Annotated in this window: 20 protein-coding genes; 7 read left to right on the plus strand and 13 right to left on the minus strand. The window is 36.5% G+C overall.

Going from position 1 to position 21531, the window contains the following annotated elements:
* The first annotated feature begins 334 nt into the window (after positions 1 to 334).
* Positions 335 to 1147, plus strand: coding sequence for a hypothetical protein (locus RK02_RS03880; protein ID WP_016182949.1), 813 nt, complete (start codon positions 335 to 337; stop codon positions 1145 to 1147).
* Positions 1148 to 1198: 51 nt separating this feature from the next.
* Here RK02_RS03880 and RK02_RS03885 read toward each other — a convergent pair whose 3' ends face one another.
* Positions 1199 to 2965: a DUF2075 domain-containing protein gene (locus RK02_RS03885; protein ID WP_016182950.1), complete on the minus strand. Its 1767-nt coding sequence runs from the start codon at positions 2963 to 2965 to the stop codon at positions 1199 to 1201.
* Positions 2966 to 3259: 294 nt separating this feature from the next.
* Between RK02_RS03885 and RK02_RS03890 the strand changes: the two genes are divergently transcribed.
* From RK02_RS03890 to RK02_RS12325, 5 genes are all read left to right on the plus strand, one after another.
* Positions 3260 to 4009 carry a DeoR/GlpR family DNA-binding transcription regulator gene (locus RK02_RS03890; RefSeq protein WP_016182951.1) on the plus strand — a complete coding sequence of 250 codons (750 nt, stop codon included), beginning with the start codon at positions 3260 to 3262 and terminating at the stop codon, positions 4007 to 4009.
* 8 nt (positions 4010 to 4017) lie between these two features.
* Positions 4018 to 4929, plus strand: coding sequence for a 1-phosphofructokinase (gene pfkB / locus RK02_RS03895; protein WP_016182952.1), 912 nt, complete (start codon positions 4018 to 4020; stop codon positions 4927 to 4929).
* 45 nt (positions 4930 to 4974) lie between these two features.
* Complete coding sequence (locus RK02_RS03900; RefSeq protein ID WP_016182953.1) at positions 4975 to 6930, plus strand: PTS fructose transporter subunit IIABC; 1956 nt, start codon at positions 4975 to 4977, stop codon at positions 6928 to 6930.
* A gap of 133 nt (positions 6931 to 7063) precedes the next feature.
* Complete coding sequence (locus RK02_RS03905) at positions 7064 to 7981, plus strand: magnesium transporter CorA family protein (RefSeq protein WP_016182954.1); 918 nt, start codon at positions 7064 to 7066, stop codon at positions 7979 to 7981.
* A gap of 63 nt (positions 7982 to 8044) precedes the next feature.
* A complete protein-coding gene (locus RK02_RS12325) occupies positions 8045 to 8206 on the plus strand; it encodes an SPJ_0845 family protein (RefSeq protein WP_016182955.1) in 162 nt (53 codons plus the stop codon).
* Positions 8207 to 8265: 59 nt separating this feature from the next.
* On the opposite strand, the gene yihA is transcribed toward RK02_RS12325, so the two are convergent.
* From yihA to RK02_RS03955, 10 genes are all read right to left on the minus strand, one after another.
* Complete coding sequence (yihA, locus tag RK02_RS03910; protein ID WP_016182956.1) at positions 8266 to 8853, minus strand: ribosome biogenesis GTP-binding protein YihA/YsxC; 588 nt, start codon at positions 8851 to 8853, stop codon at positions 8266 to 8268.
* Positions 8854 to 8926: 73 nt separating this feature from the next.
* Positions 8927 to 10168 (minus strand): ATP-dependent Clp protease ATP-binding subunit ClpX, encoded by a 1242-nt coding sequence (gene clpX, locus RK02_RS03915; RefSeq protein ID WP_016182957.1) that lies wholly within the window; start codon positions 10166 to 10168, stop codon positions 8927 to 8929.
* Positions 10169 to 10716: 548 nt separating this feature from the next.
* On the minus strand, positions 10717 to 11220 hold the full coding sequence (locus tag RK02_RS03920; protein WP_016182958.1) for a COG2426 family protein: 504 nt from the start codon (positions 11218 to 11220) through the stop codon (positions 10717 to 10719).
* A gap of 240 nt (positions 11221 to 11460) precedes the next feature.
* Positions 11461 to 12603, minus strand: coding sequence for an IS200/IS605 family element RNA-guided endonuclease TnpB (tnpB, locus tag RK02_RS03925; protein ID WP_016182959.1), 1143 nt, complete (start codon positions 12601 to 12603; stop codon positions 11461 to 11463).
* Positions 12604 to 12619: 16 nt separating this feature from the next.
* Positions 12620 to 13024, minus strand: a complete 405-nt coding sequence (gene tnpA, locus RK02_RS03930; RefSeq protein ID WP_016182587.1) for an IS200/IS605 family transposase — start codon at positions 13022 to 13024, stop codon at positions 12620 to 12622.
* 268 nt (positions 13025 to 13292) lie between these two features.
* Positions 13293 to 14573, minus strand: coding sequence for a trigger factor (tig, locus tag RK02_RS03935; RefSeq protein WP_016182960.1), 1281 nt, complete (start codon positions 14571 to 14573; stop codon positions 13293 to 13295).
* A gap of 176 nt (positions 14574 to 14749) precedes the next feature.
* Positions 14750 to 15685 carry a hypothetical protein gene (locus RK02_RS03940; RefSeq protein WP_016182961.1) on the minus strand — a complete coding sequence of 312 codons (936 nt, stop codon included), beginning with the start codon at positions 15683 to 15685 and terminating at the stop codon, positions 14750 to 14752.
* A complete protein-coding gene (locus RK02_RS03945) occupies positions 15678 to 16253 on the minus strand; it encodes an RDD family protein (protein ID WP_016182962.1) in 576 nt (191 codons plus the stop codon). Before RK02_RS03945 ends, RK02_RS03940 begins: the two co-directional genes overlap by 8 nt.
* 4 nt (positions 16254 to 16257) lie before the next feature.
* Positions 16258 to 17277: a signal peptide peptidase SppA gene (gene sppA, locus RK02_RS03950; protein ID WP_016182963.1), complete on the minus strand. Its 1020-nt coding sequence runs from the start codon at positions 17275 to 17277 to the stop codon at positions 16258 to 16260.
* Positions 17278 to 17297: 20 nt separating this feature from the next.
* Positions 17298 to 17570 (minus strand): hypothetical protein, encoded by a 273-nt coding sequence (locus tag RK02_RS03955; RefSeq protein WP_016182964.1) that lies wholly within the window; start codon positions 17568 to 17570, stop codon positions 17298 to 17300.
* Positions 17571 to 17823: 253 nt separating this feature from the next.
* Between RK02_RS03955 and glmS the strand changes: the two genes are divergently transcribed.
* A complete protein-coding gene (gene glmS / locus RK02_RS03960; protein WP_016182965.1) occupies positions 17824 to 19635 on the plus strand; it encodes a glutamine--fructose-6-phosphate transaminase (isomerizing) in 1812 nt (603 codons plus the stop codon).
* 59 nt (positions 19636 to 19694) lie between these two features.
* Here glmS and lplA read toward each other — a convergent pair whose 3' ends face one another.
* Both lplA and lipA read right to left on the minus strand, forming a co-directional pair.
* Positions 19695 to 20675: a lipoate--protein ligase gene (gene lplA, locus RK02_RS03965; RefSeq protein ID WP_016182966.1), complete on the minus strand. Its 981-nt coding sequence runs from the start codon at positions 20673 to 20675 to the stop codon at positions 19695 to 19697.
* Positions 20672 to 21529: a lipoyl synthase gene (gene lipA / locus RK02_RS03970; RefSeq protein WP_016182967.1), complete on the minus strand. Its 858-nt coding sequence runs from the start codon at positions 21527 to 21529 to the stop codon at positions 20672 to 20674. Before lipA ends, lplA begins: the two co-directional genes overlap by 4 nt.
* Between the last annotated feature and the right edge of the window lie 2 nt (positions 21530 to 21531).

Raw genomic sequence — 21531 nt, forward strand, 5'->3', positions numbered from 1 at the left:
GTAAAATCTTCCTTTTAATTCAAATTTAGGTTCATAGCACCTAGCAGCTTGGCATCGAAACAACGCTCAATGCCTCATTCAATCTTTTCAATTATACCACGAATATATGTTCTGTTCATAGAAAAAAGGAAAAAAGGAGACGGAAACTGCCATTCATACTTAAAAAATGAGCAATCGCAAGCCAAGAAATTATTTACGTAGATTGCCTACTAATAGTAACTAAATTATTCATTGATAAAATAAAATAATGCTATTTTTATTAATAACTAATCTTGTATGAAAATATGCTCAAATGTTAAAATAGATATTGTCAATGACAAAGGAGGACAACACAATGAAGAAGTTTTTGAAATATGTATTATTATTAGGGATTGTATTAAGTATGATTGCAGGATGCACAAATAAAGAGAAAGAAAAAGCTACGCAGAGTTTTAATCACACTGTTACACAAATCAAACAAAATAATAAAAAATTAAAAGAAAGTATCGCGGATGTACAAGAAACAATTAGTTCAAAGAAAAAACCACTGGATCCAAATACTTTAACTGCTGCTACTACCGCGATTACTAAAGCGCGTGTAAAAATTGTAAAAATTCCAAATATACCTTCAAAAACTGAAGAAATTAAAACAACTACCAAAAAACTAAATTCAAAACTAGATATTACAACTTGTTTATCAGATTTACAAAATTCACATACTAATTTGCAAAATAGCATTAAACAATTAACTCAAGTAACCAATCCATCTGAAGCTTTTGTTGTAGAACGATTAACTGGACTACCTAATATCACAGGTATGGAAGCTGTCACTGAGGGAAATGACCCCAATGGCAATCTTAATAAACAAGGTGGTTATACATCAACTGTTTATTTTTCTTCTGATTTGGTAAATCAAGAGGATGTATTTGGATCAACGATTGTTGACAAAGGAACAGAAGCTGGTGGTGCTATAGAAGTCTATCGCACAGAAAAAGATGCTCAAAAAAGAGAAACTTATTTAGCTGCTTTTGATGGAGCAGGACCTTTCAATAGTGGTTCACATAAAGTTCTTGGAACAATTGTTATACGTACCTCTGATAAATTAGCTGCCTCTCAACAAAAAACATTAGAACAAAATATCACAAACAGTTTTATTACCTTAAAATAGACCAAATTCCTCACACCAATCCATACTAAAATTGGTGTGAGGAATGATTTTTTATATAGAGTTTGTTCTTAATTTTTGCATTTCCAATAATTTTTCTTGTAACGCAGGATCAACGGCATATAAATACAAACCATTGACACCTCTAGTTAGTAAAACATTTAATTCATTTTTCAGTAAGGTATCAGACAGATAAACCTTCTCTCCATTTTTAAGTTCTCTTCGTTGAGTTGCTTTTTTATTTTTACTAGCCTCACGGTCAAAAACAATTTTACCATCGCGATATTTTACTGACGGACCAATAATTACGCCAGCATAGTTCAAATCAAACCCCTGAATAGTAAAGGTTGAGCCAACTTCATCGATTGTTTGCTCTTGCTCCGCCCATGCCAAGGATCGATTACGTCGCTTTTGGGCTGCGCTTGTTGGCAATTGTAAATTCCATGGCAAATGAAAATCACCTACAGATACATTCCAATATGCACCATCTTTTGGTTTCTTTTTATCAATATAATCCCAATCAAAGGTCGCTAACATTCGTGACAAACCATATTCTTGATTCTCTGCTTTAGACTTGATTGCCGCAAACATCTCTGCTGGATTATTAAATATTCGCAAATCATAATTTTCATCGTTAGGTATTGGCAATATTTCACGATTATCTGTAAACTGACGAATCCAATTGACCGTTTCGGCACTTGCATTAATCCTCATTTGATTTTTTAATTCAATGTAACGATTATTTTGGATAGCATCATGCTTTAAATAGGCTAAATCCTTACTTTCCCAATGTTGCTCACGAGATAAGATTTGATTTTCATCAAAAACTACAACGACAATACGCGCACGCTGTAAAATATCAAATAATTGGTTTTTACCACGATAAGCCTGCTTACCTTGCGTCCATAATAGATGGGCTTCATCAATAACCACGACATCAACAGGATGATCTATCGGAGTACGATCAATAAATCTTGTTGGTTTAGACACTATAGGGATATCCTCATCCAGCGAGTAGCCCAATTTTTTTACAATTTGTTCATAAACCTTTAATTGCTGATCATGGTTTACCAATAAATGAATACTTCGGTCAGTAAATAATGGATATTCTTCTTGTGCAGACAGCTCAAGTAAATCACAAAACAGGCTACTCATTAATACTGTTTTACCCGTTCCAGCTTGACCATTAACTAAAATCAACTGACCTATACTGTCTTTAGTAAGCGCAGATTCTATTTTTTGAATGATTAAATCTTTTGCTGCAAGCTGCTCTTGGGTTAACTTATGAAATGGCGAAGCTTTAAAAATTGCTGAATCTTTAATCACTCGCTCTAAAGGAAATAACTCTTTATTTTTTTGACGTAATTTTCGCCATATTTTGGAAAAAATTGGTTCTAATTCTTCTGATGTATAATAGTCACTTTGTGGATTCGTTCGACGATTATAAACATGTTTAATTCCTTCAACACTAGATAAGAAATGCATTAAGCGATTCTCAATATCTAATGTAAGTGATTTATTAAAATGCTTGTGACCAATTACATACATTTGAGAAGTTTGAGAATGCTTTAAGGCATACCAATCTTCACGAATTTGGTCATCTGTTTTTAGATGTTCTAATGTGCGACGGACAATATCATTAGTTTCACCAACGTAAACAGTATAACTTTGTCTTTCATCTTTATCATTGACAATATAAACAGTAGGATAATTCAATAAATATTTACTATCTTTGTTGGGAGCAAAATGCTCTTTAAATTCTTTTAGCGCTTCTTCATTATAAGCTAGGTTATATACAATAGGTGATTCTACTTCAACCAAAACAATTCACCTCTATATTAAATTTATCTTCCTATTATTTTATGAATTCAATTATACCTTGAAATAGCTATAAAAACCATATTGCTTTGATTTAAATATTATCGTAAAAACAAACACCTAACTTTCTTCTCTAATTCCCCTTTTTCTGCTCACTTCCTCTCATTTATGACCGAATTTGAATGTTTTCTGACAGTTAAGCGATTTATTTTTGAATTATTTTGAAGTTTTTTGACAGAAACTGATTGATTTATGATTTTCGATATGATACTATACATTCGTGGGAGGTGATTGTAAATGCTTACAGATGAAAGACACCAACGAATTTTAGCTAGTTTGGAAGAAAATGACATCATCACTATTGCTGAATTACTTGATCCATTGGAAGCCTCTGAATCAACTATTCGTCGTGATTTACAACATTTGGAGAATCAAGGTCTTTTAATTCGTATCCATGGTGGTGCCAAGAAAAAACAACAGCTAAACTTCGAAGCCAACATGTCTGAGAAGCAAGGGAAACATCACGAAGAAAAATTATTAATTGGTAAGTATGCTGCTGAGTTGATCAAACCCAATGATGTCGTTTATATCGATGCGGGAACTTCGACAATGGCGATGATTCCTTTTATCGATGCAAATCTAAATATCAAGGTGGTCACCAATTCAGTCAAACACGCCGCTTTATTAGTGGAAAAAGAGATTGATACAGTCATTCTCGGTGGCTCGATTAAGTTATCAACCAATGCGATTACTGGTTTTTCTACTGCGCAACAATTGCAGCAGTTTCGGTTTAACAAGGCTTTTATGGGGATGAATGGTGCGCATTTAGAAAACGGCTTTACAACACCTGATCCTGAAGAAGCAATGATTAAAAAACTGGCAATTGCACAAAGTCAAATGGTCTTTGCCCTACTCGATGCGTCGAAATTACAACAAACGGCTTTTACCCATGTCGCTGATTTATCACAAGCTGAAATTATTACTAGCAAATGTCCAAAAGACTTGTTAAAAAAATTGCAGTTGCAAACTAGAATTACGGAGGTTTAATTTTAATCATGATTTATACTATGACTTTAAATCCATCAATTGACTACATCGTTCATGTGGATGAATTAACGATTGGTAGTGTTAATCGAATGTCACATGATGCCAAATTCCCTGGTGGTAAAGGAATCAACGTTTCTCGTATTTTAAAACGTGTCGATGCCTCTTCTACTGCTTTAGGCTTTATTGGTGGTTTTACAGGTAAGTTTATCGAGGATCATTTGAAGGCAGAAGCAATTGATACCCAATTTACAGCTATTCAATCTGATACTCGTATTAATATTAAATTGAAAGCAGGTGAAGAAACCGAAATCAACGGTCAAGGCCCTACTCTTTCTGATGATGAAATCAATCAATTGAAGGCTTCATTAAATCAAGTGAAGGCTGGCGATATCGTTGTTTTAGCTGGTAGCTTACCAGCAGGACTTTCTCAAGGTTTTTATCAAGAACTCATTGAGATTATCAAAGACAAAGGTGCGGATTTCGTCATTGACACAACCGGTAAAGATTTATTAGCTGCTCTACCAAAACAACCATTATTAGTAAAACCGAATAATCATGAGTTAGCGGATCTTTATCAAACAAGCTTTGCATCGATTGCAGATATCTTGCCTTATGGCCAAAAAATGTTAGCTGACGGCGCGAAAAATGTCATCATTTCGATGGCTGGCGATGGCGCATTATTATTTACTGAATCAGGCATTTATCAATCTAATGTATTAAAACGTGAGCTAAAAAATTCTGTCGGTGCTGGAGATTCAATGATTGCTGGGTTTATCGGTCATTATGCCAAAACCAACGATCCAATTGAAGCCTTCAAATGGGGGGTTGCTTGTGGTAGTGCGACTGCCTTTTCTGATGATTTAGCAACAAAAGCATTTATTCAAGAACTATTGCCTGAAGTTGTTATAACAAAATTATAAAAAAGAATGATGGAAAAAAATTACGGAAAACTAAGGAGGATAAAGATGAATATCACTGATTTATTAATCAAAGATGCGATGATTATGGATTTAAAAGCAACTGATAAAAAAGCTGCGATTGATGAAATGGTCAATAAATTATATCAAGCTGGACGCATCTCAGACGTACAAGTTTTCAAAGATGGTATTTTAGCTCGTGAAGCACAAACTTCTACTGGCTTAGGCGATGGTGTAGCCATGCCTCACGCCAAAAATGCAGCAGTTAAAGAAGCAACGGTTTTATTTGCTAAAAGTACAAATGGTGTTGATTATGAAGCCTTAGATGGTCAACCTACTTACCTATTCTTCATGATTGCAGCTCCAGAAGGCGCAAATGACACCCATTTACAAGCCTTGGCTGCTTTATCTCGTAAATTAATCGATGCAGATTTTGTCGGTAAATTAAAAGCGGCTAATACGCCAGATGAAGTCCATGCATTATTTGCTGAAGCTGAAGAAGACACACCTAAGGAAGTGACAAATATGCCAAAAGATCGTCCATTTATCGTTGCTGTTACTGCTTGTCCTACTGGTATTGCTCACACTTACATGGCTGAAGATGCTTTGAAAAAAGCGGCTAGCGAAATGGGTGTAGATATTAAAGTCGAAACCAATGGCGCTTCTGGAGTAGCCAATCGTTTGACTGCTGATGAAATCAAACGTGCCAAAGGAGTTATCATCGCTGCAGATAAGTCAGTTGAAATGCCGCGCTTCAGTGGTAAACCATTACTTTCTCGTCCAGTTGCTGACGGCATTAAAAAATCACATGATTTAATCCAAACAATTTTAGATGGTAAAGCGGAAGTTTATGTTGGTAAATCAGAAACAACACAAGCTGATGCAGCTAGCCAAGAAAAATCAGGTCTTGGCAGTGCCTTTTATAAACACTTGATGGCTGGGGTATCACAAATGTTACCTTTCGTTATCGGTGGCGGGATTATGATTGCCATTGCCTTTTTAATTGATAACTTTATGGGTGTGCCAAAAGATCAATTATCAAGCTTAGGTTCCTATCATGAAATGGCTGCGCTATTTAAGAGTATCGGTGGCGTCGCATTTGGCTTCATGTTACCAATCTTAGCTGGATATATCGCTTATTCTATCGCTGAAAAACCAGGTTTAGTAGCTGGTTTCGTTGCTGGTTCTATCGCTTCTAGCGGTTTAGCTTGGGGTAAAGTGCCATTTGCTGCTGGTGGTGAAAAAACGCTTGCTTTAGCTGGGGTGCCTTCTGGTTTCCTTGGTGCTTTAGTTGGTGGTTTCCTAGCTGGTGGTGTAATCTTACTACTTAGAAAATTATTAGCGGGTCTACCTCGTTCATTAGAAGGAATCAAATCAATCTTACTTTATCCATTACTTGGTGTATTGTTAACTGGTTTCTTAATGTTGTTTGTTAACATTCCTATGGCTGCTATCAATACTGGCTTAAACAACTTCTTACAAGGTCTATCTGGTAGCTCTGCTGTCTTACTAGGTTTAATCTTAGGTGCAATGATGGCTATTGATATGGGTGGTCCTTTCAACAAGGCTGCTTATGTATTTGGTACAGGTACTTTAGCTGCTTCAGTTGCAACTGGTGGTTCTGTAGTAATGGCATCTGTAATGGCTGGTGGGATGGTTCCTCCAATCGCAGTATTTGTTGCTACTTTATTATTCAAAGATAAATTTACTCAAGAAGAACGCGAATCTGGTTTAACAAACATTATCATGGGCTTATCCTTCATTACTGAAGGTGCGATTCCATTTGCAGCTTCTGACCCTGCTCGTGCAATTCCAAGCTTCATGGTTGGTTCAGGTATCGCTGGTGCGCTAGTTGGTTTAATGGGAATCAAATTAATGGCACCACACGGAGGTATTTTCGTTATCTTGTTAGTTTCAAACCCATTATTATACTTAGCTTTCATCTTCATCGGTGCAATCGTTTCTGGCGTATTGTTCGGTGCGTTGAAAAAGAAAGTTGCTTAATTTTAAGTAACCAATATACATTTCATTTCACTTATGCCTAGAGCCTGTTCCCGCTCTAGGCATTTTTACTTTCATTGACAGCGTGCAAATTCCATGTTACGGTTACAGAGCAGAATGTAAAGAAGGTGAAGGAATGATTCAAAAAACTAGATTTGGCATCGATAATGAATGGATTGCCATTAATTCTGATGAGCTCTCCGCTACTAGCTCTGATTACGTTTTAAAGGCTTATGAAATCGATCAAGAAACCTTAGAATATGCCCTTGATAAAAATGAACGTGCGCATACCGAGTATCATTGGAGCAGCGGTCGCTTTACCATCATCTATAATGTTTTAAAACAAACCAAAGAAGATAATCACTACGAAACCATTCCGATGACCTTTGTCGTTAAAGAAAATCAGTTGATTACCATTTATAATCATGATAATGCCTATATTGTTGATTTGATGCAACGCTATTTGAAAAAACAAACGAACGCGATTTCTATTTTGAAATTTTTATTTGTAGCCTTATATATTATCTCAGATGCTTATTTCCCTTATCTCGAGCAATTAGATAGTCATAAGGATGCGATTAATCACCAATTACGTAAAAAAATTACTAAGGCCAGTCTATTAGCTTTATCTGATATTTCTACTGGGATGATTTATTTAGTGGCCGCGACTAACCAAAATACGATTTTGTTAGAGCAATTTAAAAGCCAACCCATTTATAAACAATTAGATGAAATTGAGCGTGAGCAATTTGAGGATTCGATTATCGAGGCCAAGCAATTATCCAGTATGACGCAATTAAACGCTCAAGTTTTGCAGCAACTATATAGTACCTATGATAATATCTTAAATAATAATCTAAATGACCATATGACCGCATTGACTATTATTTCGATCTTTTTAGCTATTAGCGCTACTGTGACCGGCTTTTTTGGGATGAATGTCACCTTACCAATCAAGGATTCCCCCTATGCTTGGCTAATCATTATCGGAATTAGTTTGATACTATGTTTGATTTATGCGTTGTTATTGCGTTTTAGTATTTGGAAAAAATAAGTTTTACTACTTTTCATCTAGCAAGAATCTGCTACAATAAAAGTACCTACGGAGGTGATTTGAATGGGCCTAAAATTTCAAAAAGATGATTTTCTAGAAAAGAAATTAGAAGAATTCGTCATTTTACCCACTGATTTAAAACCAAAGAAAGAAACGGTTGATATTGAACGTTTTTTAAAACCTGAGGATAAACAAGAATCTGAAGAACCTAAAAAAGAAAAATAAAAAGACTCAATCTAGTAAGTTAGCTTTAAGTTAGCAATTCTAGATTGAGTCTTTTATTCTTATATTCCTGCCAAGCTTTCGATTGCTTGCCAAGCCTCTTCTTTTCCTTGTTTTGTCACGGATGAGAAAATAATAAAATCGTCTTCTTTTTCAAAGCCTAGTGCTTTTTTAATCATGCTTTCATGCTTATTCCACTTGCCACGAGGAATTTTATCCGCTTTAGTCGCAACGACGATGACTGGAATTTCATAATATTTTAAGAACTGATACATTTGCACATCATCTTGCGTTGGCTCATGGCGCATATCTACTAACGAAACGACTGCTTTTAGTTGTTGACGATCAGTTAGGTAGGTTTCAATCATTTTGCCCCACTTTGCCCGTTCAGTTTTAGAAACTTTGGCATAACCATAGCCAGGAACGTCCACAAAGTGTAAGACATTTTCAATTAGATAAAAATTAAGGGTTTGGGTTTTTCCTGGCTTAGATGAGGTTCTAGCAAGATTCTTGCGATCAATTAATGTATTAATAAACGAAGATTTCCCTACATTTGAACGTCCAGCTAAGGCAATTTCAGGCAATTGTGAATCAGGATATTGTGCTTTAGAGACTGCACTGATGACAATTTCAGCTGAATGTACTTTCATCAAATCTCCTCCCTTTCTATTAGTAAAAAAGAGGATTGGTTTACGCCAAATCCTCCTTATGTCTTTGGTTAAGCTAGCCAGCCTTCTTTTCAGTGTAAACCAAGATTGGCTTATCTTCTTCCAAAACAGCGGCCTTCGTGATGATTACTTTTTCAATTGTGTCATCAGAAGGAATTTCAAACATCACATCTAGCATGATTCCTTCAATAATTGAACGTAATCCACGCGCACCAGTATTCCGATCGATGGCTTTTTGGGCAATCGCTTCTAAGGCTGCTTGTTCAAATTCTAACTCGGTATGATCTAAGGCAAGTAAACGTTGGTATTGTTTTACCAAGGCATTACGTGGCTCAGTTAAAATACGAACCAAATCATCCACCGTTAATTTTTCTAATGCAGTCATCACTGGTAAGCGCCCAATGAATTCAGGAATTAGACCAAATTTAAGTAGGTCTTCTGGAATGATGTGTTGCATGATACTTTCATCATCTGCTAGACGTTTATTCGCTGCTCCAAAACCAATTGTTTTTTCGCCTAAACGATTTTTTACAATGGTTTCGATACCATCAAAGGCACCCCCAACGATAAATAAGATATTGGTGGTATCAATTTGAATCATTTCTTGATGAGGATGTTTGCGTCCGCCTTGTGGAGGAACTGAAGCAACCGTCCCTTCTAAAATCTTAAGTAAGGCTTGTTGTACCCCTTCACCTGAAACATCACGAGTAATCGAAACATTTTCGCTCTTCTTAGCAATTTTATCAATTTCATCAATATAAATAATCCCACGTTCGGCACGTTCAACGTTAAAATCAGCTGCTTGCAATAGTTTCAATAGAATGTTTTCTACATCCTCACCAACATAACCTGCTTCAGTTAAGCTAGTAGCATCAGCAATGGCAAATGGTACGTCGATAGTTCGCGCTAAGGTTTGTGCTAAAAAGGTTTTCCCTGAACCAGTTGGCCCGATGAGACAGATATTACTTTTTTGTAATTCTACGTCATCATTTTCATCTACGAGTGCATTGATTCGTTTGTAGTGATTGTATACAGCCACTGATAATGCACGCTTAGCATAATCTTGACCAATGACATATTCATTTAACACTTCAAGAATTTCTTTTGGTTTTGGCACCTCTGTAAACTCTTGAACTAATTCTTCATAATAGCCTTCATCAATAATATCTTTACACAAATCCACACATTCGTTACAAATGTATACACCTGGACCTGCGACAACTTTTCTTACTTCTGCTTGGGATTTACCACAAAATGAACAACGGACTGTTTCATTTCCTTGTTGATTATCATACATAGTGGTCCTTCTCCTCCTCTTCTAACAATCAATATTGCCAGTAAAACACAATTTGGTTTTACGCTTCCAATACCCATCTCTTATTATCCTATATCGACTGCAAATTCTCAATAGCTATTCTTCATCATAACATATTTATATTTAAATAAAAAGCAAAACGCAAAGAAAAGCACGGACTAAAGCTTGATAGCCATGACTTTCAGCTTACATAATCGTCTTTACGGCTGAGTAAACTCGAATTTTCTTATGTCTGAGCAAGTCGCTTCACATCCTTGATACAATCTGTGTTCAGCAAGTAACTCCTTCGGCAAATAAGCCTGTCTGGCTAGGAAATCTTTATAACTATGAATTTCCACGCCAGACCGAAGCTTATTTGCTCGGAGTTAACCGACTTGCTTCACATCCTTATTATAATCTGTGTTCAGCAGCTAGACACTTCGGCGGATAAGCCAGAATGGTAGGAAAGTCTTCACACTATTTTGAACTTTCCTGCCATTCTGGAAAACTTATCCGCTCGTGTCTGAGCAAGCTGCTTCACATCCTTATTATTAAAAGCCGAAGACGCCTGGTAGTAGGTAAGTTAAGCCGAGCATGATGGCACAGGCTGTTAGGATGCCTAGTCCGATTGGTAGGATACATTTTTTAGGTGATAAGCCGAGTAAGGCAGCAATTAAGGCTCCGGTCCATGCGCCAGTACCTGGTAATGGGATAGCTACAAATAGGTATAAACCAAGCAATACGCTGTTCGGATATTTTTCTTGTAATTCTTGGCCTTTTTTTCGACCTTTTTCAGTAATCGCTTTGGCAAACTTCTTAATAGGTCCTTTTATCGATAGGAAATCTAAAATCTTTTCGATAAATAAAATGATAAAAGGAATCGGAATAAAGTTAGCGATAATACAAATTAAACTCGCTTGTAACCAAGGGACATGCAGTAGTGAAGCAGCGATTAAGCCGCCACGTAATTCTAAAATCGGCAATAGTGAAATAATAAAAATGATCAGTTGAGGACTTAATATCCCCTTCATTGTTTCAATAACTGTTTCGACCATGTAAGGCTCCCTTCAATTTTGTTTACAATCATTATTATGCCTAAAATAAGCCAAATGACCTACCTTTTTATAATGGATTAAGTGAACTACTCTCCACTTAGCTAAACCTAACGGTTCTTAACGCTTGAAGTGGGAGCTTCTTGGGAATAGAGCATACTTGATAGCTTATTTCTTCACTAACAGCGGTTTCTCTTATTTACCAAGCTATCCCCGTAGTTCCTACGGTTTTTTTGATTGTGCTTAAGCTGAAGTTTGTATTCTTAGACCTTCAATCAATATATTGATACTAGCAATGATATCACGGTCATGATGAGTATGACAAATAGGGCAAGTCCATTCTCGAATATCGAGCGATTTCTTGCCATCTTTATGTCCGCACTCTGAACAAATCTGACTAGACGGAAACCACGTATCCACTTTGATGATTTCACGTCCATACCAGTCCGCTTTGTATTGCAACTTAGCCACAAAGCTAGACCAAGATACATCAGAAATACTTCTTGCTAATTTATGATTACGCAACATACCTTTTACGTTTAAGTCTTCAATACAGATAATATCGTGATTTTTGATAATTTCTGTACTCAGTTTATTCAGAAAATCAGTACGTTGATTTTTTACTTTTTCGTAGAGACGTGCCACTTTTTGTCTTTGTTTCTGATAGTTTCGAGCCTCATAGAGTTTAACACCTCGTTTTTTAGCTAATAATGCACGCCTAGAAAACTTACGTTGTTCACGTTTAAGCTTTTTCTCCATTTTTGAAGTGAATTTATTATTATCAATTTTTTGTCCATCTGAAAGAATCGCAAAGTCTGTAATACCTAAGTCAATACCAATGGCAGAATTGGTTTCAGGTAACTCGCTAATTTCTTCTTTACATAACAAAGAAATATAGTATTTACCGCTAGAATGGCGTGATATTGTAGCAGATTTAATCATCCCTTTTGGTTGTCTATGAAGCTTAATTCTTACTAATGATTTCAATTTAGGAACTTTTATGAATTTACTATCAATCAAAGCAACTGTACCATTTTGATTATTCGTTGTATAACTCTGAACAGGATTTTTCTTACTTTTGAAACGTGGAAAGCCAACAGATTTATCCCGAAAAAAATTCTTGTATGCTTTATCTAAATGAAGTTGGGCATTGGCCAAAGCGAGGCTATCGACTTCTTTCAGAAATGGAAATTCTTTCTTATATTTAGCCGGTGTTGGAAAAGTCATTTTTTTAGAAGGATCATTTTTAACTTCTTCATATGCTTTTTTTCGGTCATTAAGCATTAGATTGTAGACCTTACGAACGCAGCCGAAAGTTTTGGCAAAGAAGATTTCTTGTTCCTCTGTTGGATAGATTCTGAATTTGTACGCTTTTAGTCGTTCCACAAAGTTCACCTGCTTTCTATTTATGATTGTTTCCTTGATTTTGGATGTATTTCTTTATCACATCAATTGGTGCTCCACCAGTCGTCAACAGACAAAAACTTTTAGACCAAAACATTTCTTTCCAAAGAAACTGTTTGACTCTTGGAAAATCACGTTTTATCAATCTTGAACTAGCGCTTTTATAGGCGTTGATGAATTTTGTCAATTCTGTTTTAGGATGAGCTTTGAACATAATATGAACGTGGTCTTTATCATGATTCCACTCCACTAAAGTAATGTGATACGATTCTGAAATTCTTTCAAAAGTAGCTTTAGCATAATCAGATATTTCATCATCAATCACTTGTCTACGGTATTTCGTTACTAAAATAAGATGGTAATAAAGAAGAAAGACTGAATGTTTATTTGTATCTAATTCCATTTTATATCAACTCATTTCTAATATATACTGATTATAACATAGAACGAAATAAAAAGACAATATACTGTATTGTCGGTCTTCGAGTTACCAACAGTAACCCTCATACCGAATGGCGTTCATCACCCACCTATAGAGGATGGGCAACTTCTGCCTGAATTACGTTAAAAATTAAGATTCTTCGACTAATTTGTCAGCCTACATTGAAAGAAGGCGAAAAAACCGGAAAATATCCAGCATTCTCGCCTTCATCATTATTTCATTCGATAAATTAAGCTTCAACAGCAGAAGTTGTAATTAAATCGATGGCTTTTTTCATTGTAATATCGTGAGCTAACATGTCAGTTGTTAATAAACGTTTTACTTGTTCAACAGGCATGTTGTAAGTTTCTGCTAAGTCAGCAACTTCTTTTTCTAATTCAGCTTCTGTTGCTTCTAATCCTTCAGCTTTCACAACTGCTTCAATGACTAAGTTTGTTTTCACACGTAATTCAGCATCTTGTTCGAATTGTTTGTGTAAGTCAGCTTCTGTTGTGTTTGTTAATTGGTAGTACATTTCTGGTGAAATACCTTGACGTTGCATGTTGTTTAGGAATTCATCCATTGCACGGTGTACTTCATCGTGAACCATTACATGTGGTAATTCAACGATTTCAGCATTTTCAACTGCTTGACGTAAAGCAGCATCGTGAACAGCTTCTTCAGCCGCAGCTAATTTTGATGAAGTTAATTCTTCACGGATTTTTGCTTTTAATTCGTCTAAAGTTTCAACTTCTTCGTCTGCATCTTTAGCAAATTCATCGTCTAATTCAGGTAATTCTTTAACTTTTACTTCATGTACTTTTACTTTGAAGACAGCAGGTTGACCAGCTAAGTCTTGTGCTTGGTATTCTTCAGGGAAAGTTACGTTTACTTCTACTTCATCGCCAGCTTTTGCACCAACTAATTGGTCTTCAAAACCAGGAATGAATGAACCTGAACCTAATTCTAATGCGTAGTTTTCACCTTTTCCGCCGTCAAAAGCAACACCTTCTTTGAAACCTTCAAAGTCGATTACTACTGTGTCGCCTTCTTTAGCAGCTTCTTCAACCACTACTAATTCAGCTAGTTGGTTACGTTTTTGGTTCAAACGTTCTTCAACATCAGCATCTGTTACTTCACGGTCTTGTTTAGCAACGGTTAAGTTTTTGTAATCCCCTAATTTTACTTCAGGTTTTACAGTTACTTCTGCTTTAATTGTCCAGTCTTGACCTTTTTCCATGCTTTCAACATCGATTTTTGGTTGTGCAACTGGCTCGATGCCTGCTTCGCTTACTGCTTGATCATAAGCTTTTGGTAATACTGCATTTAAAGCATCTTCATATAATGCTTCTTCACCAAACATACGGTTGAATACTTGGCGAGTTACTTTACCTTTACGGAATCCTGGAACGTTAATTTTTCCTTTTACTTTATTAAAAGCAATTGTTAATCCTTGTTGAATTTCTTCTTGAGGAATTGAAAACTTAAGCACGCCTTCATTTGTGCCTGTTTTTTCCCATGTTGCAGTCATATATTTCCCTCCGATTTAATATTTCATAATTGATGAATTAAATTCATGCATACTCACTTATCTTACACTAAGCTAGAAAAATTGTAAATAACTTTAGTCTAGTAAAATGGCGCTAGCCTGTGTTTTTAAGTAATATTTTTGGTTTTTTTTAGTTGATTTTTGCTATCGCCCATTCACTAAAATTGAAATTGGGCAAAGGATAGTTGTATTTGTTGAAATATTTGCTTCTCTTTTTCGCTAATCGCCTCTTTTTCGCTTTGGAAATCACCTATTTCATACGCTTGGATAAGTAGGCGCGCATATTTTTCTGGTGCTAACGGTGGCGTGAAAGGATAGGATAACGCCATTTGGATTTGAATTTCTTGTAACAGTAGTTCATAGTGACCAACTTGATTATTCGCTAACGCAGTTGTTAAATAGGCACCTACCTTTTGCCAATAAGGCTGATCATTCGGTAAGGTTAATGCTTTCGTATGAATTGTTTCAACCCCGCCAAAACAGCTGGGTAAGGATAGCGTTAGTTCAAAATGCAGACGATAGCACAATTCCATACAGCGTGCAATCAGCCATTGATTCTTGGCAATTGGCAAGGTATCTTTCATGATTTCAAGCAACGTTTGGCTAGTGATTTGATGACAAAGTGCTTGCCATTGCTCAGTAAAAATCGGGGTACTATCCATCAAGCAAACCTGCCAGCTTTGTTTTTTCTCCTGTAATTGCTTTTGAAAAAAGGTTGCATAATAATGCTCCGCTGTCGCAAGTAATGCTAAAATCTCTTCTTGTTCTTCTTTAGTTAAGAACTTTTGATAGGCAATTTCTCGAACTAACAAGAATGCGTGTTGCTTTAGCGCAAGATCAACAAATTGCCGATAAAAAGCTGGACTCTGACAATAGGCTTCTTGTTCTTCCTGGAGTAATTGCCAAGCAGTCTTTTCGTCGTGTTGTGCTAGATAAATTTCGACTAATCGATAGTGATTGGCTAATGACGGATATTCTTGATAAAAAGCTTCTGCCAAAGCGAGGGCTTGCAAATAGTCACCTTTTTGTTTGGCTACTTCAATTTTCGTTAAGAGTTCCTGGTGTTCAAAAGGAAATGGCAATTGGTTATCCATGGACAAATTCTTCCTTTGGTTGTGCAGTTTTTTCACTAGTCAGTTTTAAATAATTCAGTGTTACGACCCCAGTATTACTAAAAAAATCACCAATATGACTTTTTCGTTTTGAAAAAGCAGCTGGTAAGTAACCAAAGTAGCAAAGAATAAAGGCTTGTAGCATAAATCGACAGGCACCTTCCCTAGTAAGGACAGTCGCCCAGCTTAATTGGTCTTCAGAAAAACAGACAACTTTTAAGCCAAAAATCATTTTACCAATCGTTTGACCATGATTCCATTTAGTCATTAAGATAAAATAGGCCAAATAAATGATTAGATAACTTATTTTATCAATTACTGGTTGATCAAAAATAGTCGTAAACCAGCTAAACCAACCGATAATGATAGTTTTTAAACAACCAACCGCTATCAAGTCAACTAGATAAGCCCACATGCGCATCCAAAAACCAGCAAAATATTCTTGTGGATACTGATGAAAGGTATTTTGCTGCTGTTTTTGAGCAAGAAATTTGGGTAAGGAAGTTGCTGGTTGATTCGTTGGTTGTTGTTCATTTGGATTTTGCATCATTGAATCAACCTCCATAATAATACATTGCCTTTGGTGCTTTAGGCGTGCCGATTGCTTCAAGAACAGATTTTGCTAGCGCAGCTTGGCTTTCACTTTTTGTGCTAAGATTACTTGTGACTGAGCTAAAGAATTTACTGAATGGATTATTGTTGGCAGCAGAATAAGTAAAGACTTCTGCATCCACTAAATCATAATCCTCACGTAAGGCAGCTAATGCTTCATCGCTATAACCAATTTCATCGACTAAACCAAGCTCCTTTGCTTGTGAGCCATCATAAATTCGACCATCGGCAAGCTGTTTAACTTTTGACTTATCCATATGGCGACCTTTTGCGACTACATCGACAAAACGTTCATACATTCGATTTATATATTCTTGTAAGACCTTTTGTTCTTGTTCAGTTTGTTCACGGGTACTAGAGCCTATATCCTTTAGCGCCCCACTTTTAACCGTTTGATCTTTAATGCCTAATTTTGCTAAAAGATCAGCATAATTAAGGCTTGACATAATCACCCCAATCGAGCCAGTTGTGGTTTCTTCACTAGCAAAAATTTTATCCGCATTTGCAGAAATATAATATCCACCACTAGCCGCCATGTTTTGCATAGAGACATAAATTGGTAATTTGGCTTCTTTTTTTAGATTAGTTAAGGCCCGAGCTAGTTCGCTACTTTCATAAGTGCCCCCACCAGGAGAATTCACCTTTAAAAATACAGCCTTGACCGTATCATCTTGACTAATTTTTTGAATCATCTCTAAGGTCTGTTGGTGATTATAGCCATCTTGTGAAAGTAAGCTTGATGTATCGCTATTAAGGATGGTACCATCTACCGTAATTTGCGCGATTCGCTTGGTACTATCCCCTTTTTCTACAATTGTTTCTTTCAATGCATGATCATTTAGTAAACTTTCTAGATTTAACTCCTCATCGTTCGTTTGATTGGCTTGTAAACCTAGACTAAATAAGCTGACTACGCATAGACCAAGCGCTATGATAACAGCAATCCATCTTCTTTGATTCATCTTTTTCCCTCCAAATTTCACTAGACATTTTGTCTAATAATAATTGCTTGTTGCTTTATCGTGTCATCCTCTTTAGCGAGCTGATAGCCTTGAAATACTTCTTGGCTAATGATATCGGTAATTTGATAGTGCTGAATCTGTTCGACTGATAAATCTGCGTTGCTAATTTCTTGTAAACTATCCCAGCCTGTATCTAAAAAGATAGGCGTTTGATCATCTAATTGATAGCGCTCTTGTAATTTGGCCAAGCACTTTTTCAATTCACCTAATGATAACGTCTGTGTCTCGTTCATTCATTATTCACTCCTTTCATCCCTTACACTTTCCACAAAATTACCATGACAACTCTATTCTAACAGAAAACAGGAAAAGAATACAGCCTGCCTAGACCAATTATCTAGACCAATTATTTTTTTGAGTTTTTTATTGACATATTTTAACGCTTAGATTATGATTGCATTAGCTTTTGTTAAAAGCTAAACAAAACAAAAGACATCTATACCAATTTAGATAGAATAATAAAAAAATAAAGGTAGGTTAATTTTTATGTGTGGAATCGTCGGAATCGTTGGAAAAAATCAAGCAGAACGGGTCATTTTAAATGGATTGCATCGCTTAGAATATCGTGGTTATGATTCAGCTGGCTTATTTGTCGCTGATGAATCCCATCATCATTTGGTTAAATCACCTGGTCGCATTAAAAATCTAGAAGATAAAGTAACTGCCGAAGTGACTGGCAATATCGGTATCGGTCATACACGTTGGGCGACTCACGGTGAACCAACTGAAGAAAATGCCCATCCACATACTTCTCAAAGTGGTCAATTAGTCTTAGTGCATAACGGGGTAATTGAAAACTTTGAAGAAATCCAACAAAATTACTTAAGTGAACACACCTTCTTAGGCCAAACAGATACAGAAATCGCGGTACACTTAGTAGAAGAATTAAAAGTGAAAGAAAATCTTTCTACTAAAGAGGCTTTTCGTAAAGCCCTAAGTATCATCAAAGGTTCTTATGCATTTGGTTTAATTGATTTAACTGATTTACAAACAATCTATGTTGCTAAAAACAAAAGTCCATTATTAATTGGTCTTGGAGATGGCTTTAATGTGATTTGTTCTGATGCATTAGCTGTATTAGATCAAACAGATACCTTCGTTGAAATCGAAGACGGTGAAATGGTCACTGTTACTGCAGATAGTGTTGTAATTGAAAAACAAGACGGTCAAGTGGTTACTCGTGACAGTTTCAAAACCCAAGTCGATCTTACTGATATCGAAAAAGGAACTTATCCATTTTATATGTTAAAAGAAATCGACGAACAACCAACTGTCATGCGCCGATTAGTTCAAGAATATCAAGGTGACAACCATCAAGTAAACATCGATCCAGCATTAGTTGCTGAATTTGCTCAAAGTGACCGAATTTATATCGTTGCTTGCGGAACTAGTAACAATGCCGGTTGGAGTGCTAAAACATTAATTGAAAAATTAACAAACATTCCAGTTGAAGTGCATTTATCTAGTGAATTTGCTTATGATATGCCTTTGTTATCAGCCAAACCATTCTTCATCTACTTAAGCCAAAGTGGCGAAACTGCTGATAGCCGCCAAGTATTAGTGACCACCAATAAATTAGGTCATCCAGCGTTAACGATTACTAACGTTGCGGGTTCAACGCTTTCTCGTGAAGCGAAGCATACTTTATTACTATATGCCGGACCTGAGATTGCCGTAGCTTCTACCAAGGCGTATACTGGTCAAATCGCCGTAATGTCTATTTTAGCTAAAGCAGTGGGTGAATATAAACAAATTCAAGCAGCTAAAGAATTTGATGTCTTCCATGAATTATCTATCGTTGCCAGTGCAATGGATAGCTTAATCAATGACAAACAACATATCAAAGATTTAGCCGATGAATTCTTAGCAACGACTCGTAATGCCTTTTACATTGGTCGTTCAAATGACTACTATGTTTCCATGGAAGCTGCCTTGAAGCTAAAAGAAATCTCTTATGTCCAAGCAGAAGGTTTCGCTGCTGGTGAATTAAAACACGGGACAATCGCATTGATTGAAGAAGGTACTCCAGTGATGGCGATTATTACTGAAGAAGTAACTGGCTCACACACACGCGGAAATATCAAAGAGGTTGAAAGTCGTGGGGCTAAAACTTTGGTCATCGTTACTGAAAAATTAGCAAAACCAACTGACCAAATCGTTTTACCAACAGTGCATCCATTATTATCTAGCTTAGTTTCTGTTGTGCCTACTCAATTATTAGCTTATAACGCAACCATTCAACGTGGTTACGATGTAGATAAACCTCGTAACTTGGCTAAATCAGTAACCGTTGAATAACACTAAATATCATAGAACCAAAAGACGTAAGGATAAACGCCCCTTACGTCTTTTTTTGATCAGGCAAATAAGCAGGCTAATATTTCTTCATTACTAATCTGGTAAAAAAGTTGACTCGCTTTTTGTTTGGCTAGTACCCTTTCAACGGCCTCATAAGTAAAGGGTTGATTAACCAAAGCCTGCTCCAATTGATCTAATTCCCCATAACTAAAAAAATCTCCACGAAACGCACAATTTTGAATTCTGCCTTTTTGAATATTTAAAGCTATCTCTAGATAACCAGCTGGGAATTTTTGCGCTTTGATCATTGAAAATGGTGGATTTTTCCCAAAAGTCCACTCCCAGCTTCTAAATTTGTCTTGTGCAAGCTGCTCAATAGCTAGCTGATCAGCAGAGGTTAATGCATACAATTGATAAGCATCACTTAATATTTCAGCTAAAAGCTTTTGTCTAAAAAGGGCTATTGGCCATTGCTCGCTTAAAAACGCTTGAATATTGCCCGTGCGATCACGAACGGATTTGATGCCTTTAGATGCTATTTTATACTTTGGTGGATTGAGATATTTAGTCATTTTAGTAAAATCCATGTTGTAAAGTAAGGATCCATGATGAATGGTATACTCGCCTTTATTACATTGCGCATTGCCAGAAATTTTTTTACCAGCAAGTGCCAAGTCATTACGGCTATTATAGTCTACATCCACTCCTAGTGCATGCAAAGCAACAATAATCTTATCCATGTATGTTTTAAAGTCAATCATTTCACTGGCAGATTTTACGATAAAACTATATTGTAGACTTCCTTCATCAGTGTAAATCGTGCCACCGCCCGTATTCCGTCGAACCAAATCAATCTGATCAGCCTTTATTTGCGACAATATTATCTCACTAAAGCTATTTTGAAAATTCCCTAGCATGACAGTTGGTCGCGTTTGCCAAAGCATAAATACCCCATCGCTAAAGCGTTTATTCATACAAAGATATTCCTCCAAGGCAAAATATTGCGCCGCCTGTTGATAATTTGCGTCAATAAATATCACTTCGCACCGCCTCCAGCTGCCAAAGCTTCATGCGCTTTATATGAGCTTCTAACCTGTGGCGAGCTAGCAACAAATTTAAAGCCTTTTTGCATACCAAGCCGACGATAAACACCGAATTGATGCATAGAAACATACTCTTGTAAGGGATAGTGTTTTGGTGAGGGTTGTAAATATTGGCCAATGGTAAAGAAATCAACTTTACTAGCCAAGCAATCATCCATCGCTTGTTCTACCTCTGCTTGTGTCTCACCTAAGCCCAGCATGATACCCGTCTTAGTAAAAATATCAGGTGCTTGCTCTTTAATATAAGCTAGGACTTCTAAGGAACGTTGATAAGTAGCTCGATGGCGAATTTTAGGTGAAATACGAGCTACGGTTTCAATATTATGATTAATGATTTCTGGCTTAGCAGCAATCACTATATCTAAGCTAGCCTTATCCCCTTGAAAATCAGGAATTAGCACTTCGACGGTTGTAGCTGGATTATATTTACGAACGGCCTCGATACATTTAACAAATTGGCTTGCCCCACCATCAGCTAAATCATCACGAGCAACGCTAGTAATAACCACATGCTTCAACCCCATTTGTTTGGTCGCTAAGGCTAAATGTTCTGGTTCTAACGTGTCAACTGCCTCCATATGACCAAAACTGACATCACAAAAACGGCAATTCCTAGAACAATGCTTGCCTAAAATCATAAAGGTAGCCGTACCACTACTAAAGCATTCACCTAAATTTGGACAGGTCGCCTCTGCACATACGGTATTTAGCTTTAAATCATGTAGCAGGCCATTCATTTGACCAACAGCTTTTTGGTTAAAGCGAATTTTAGGCTTGACTCTTTTTTCCATGC

Origin of the sequence: Enterococcus columbae DSM 7374 = ATCC 51263 (genome assembly GCF_000406925.1) — a bacterium.
In the GTDB taxonomy this organism is placed as follows: domain Bacteria; phylum Bacillota; class Bacilli; order Lactobacillales; family Enterococcaceae; genus Enterococcus_E; species Enterococcus_E columbae.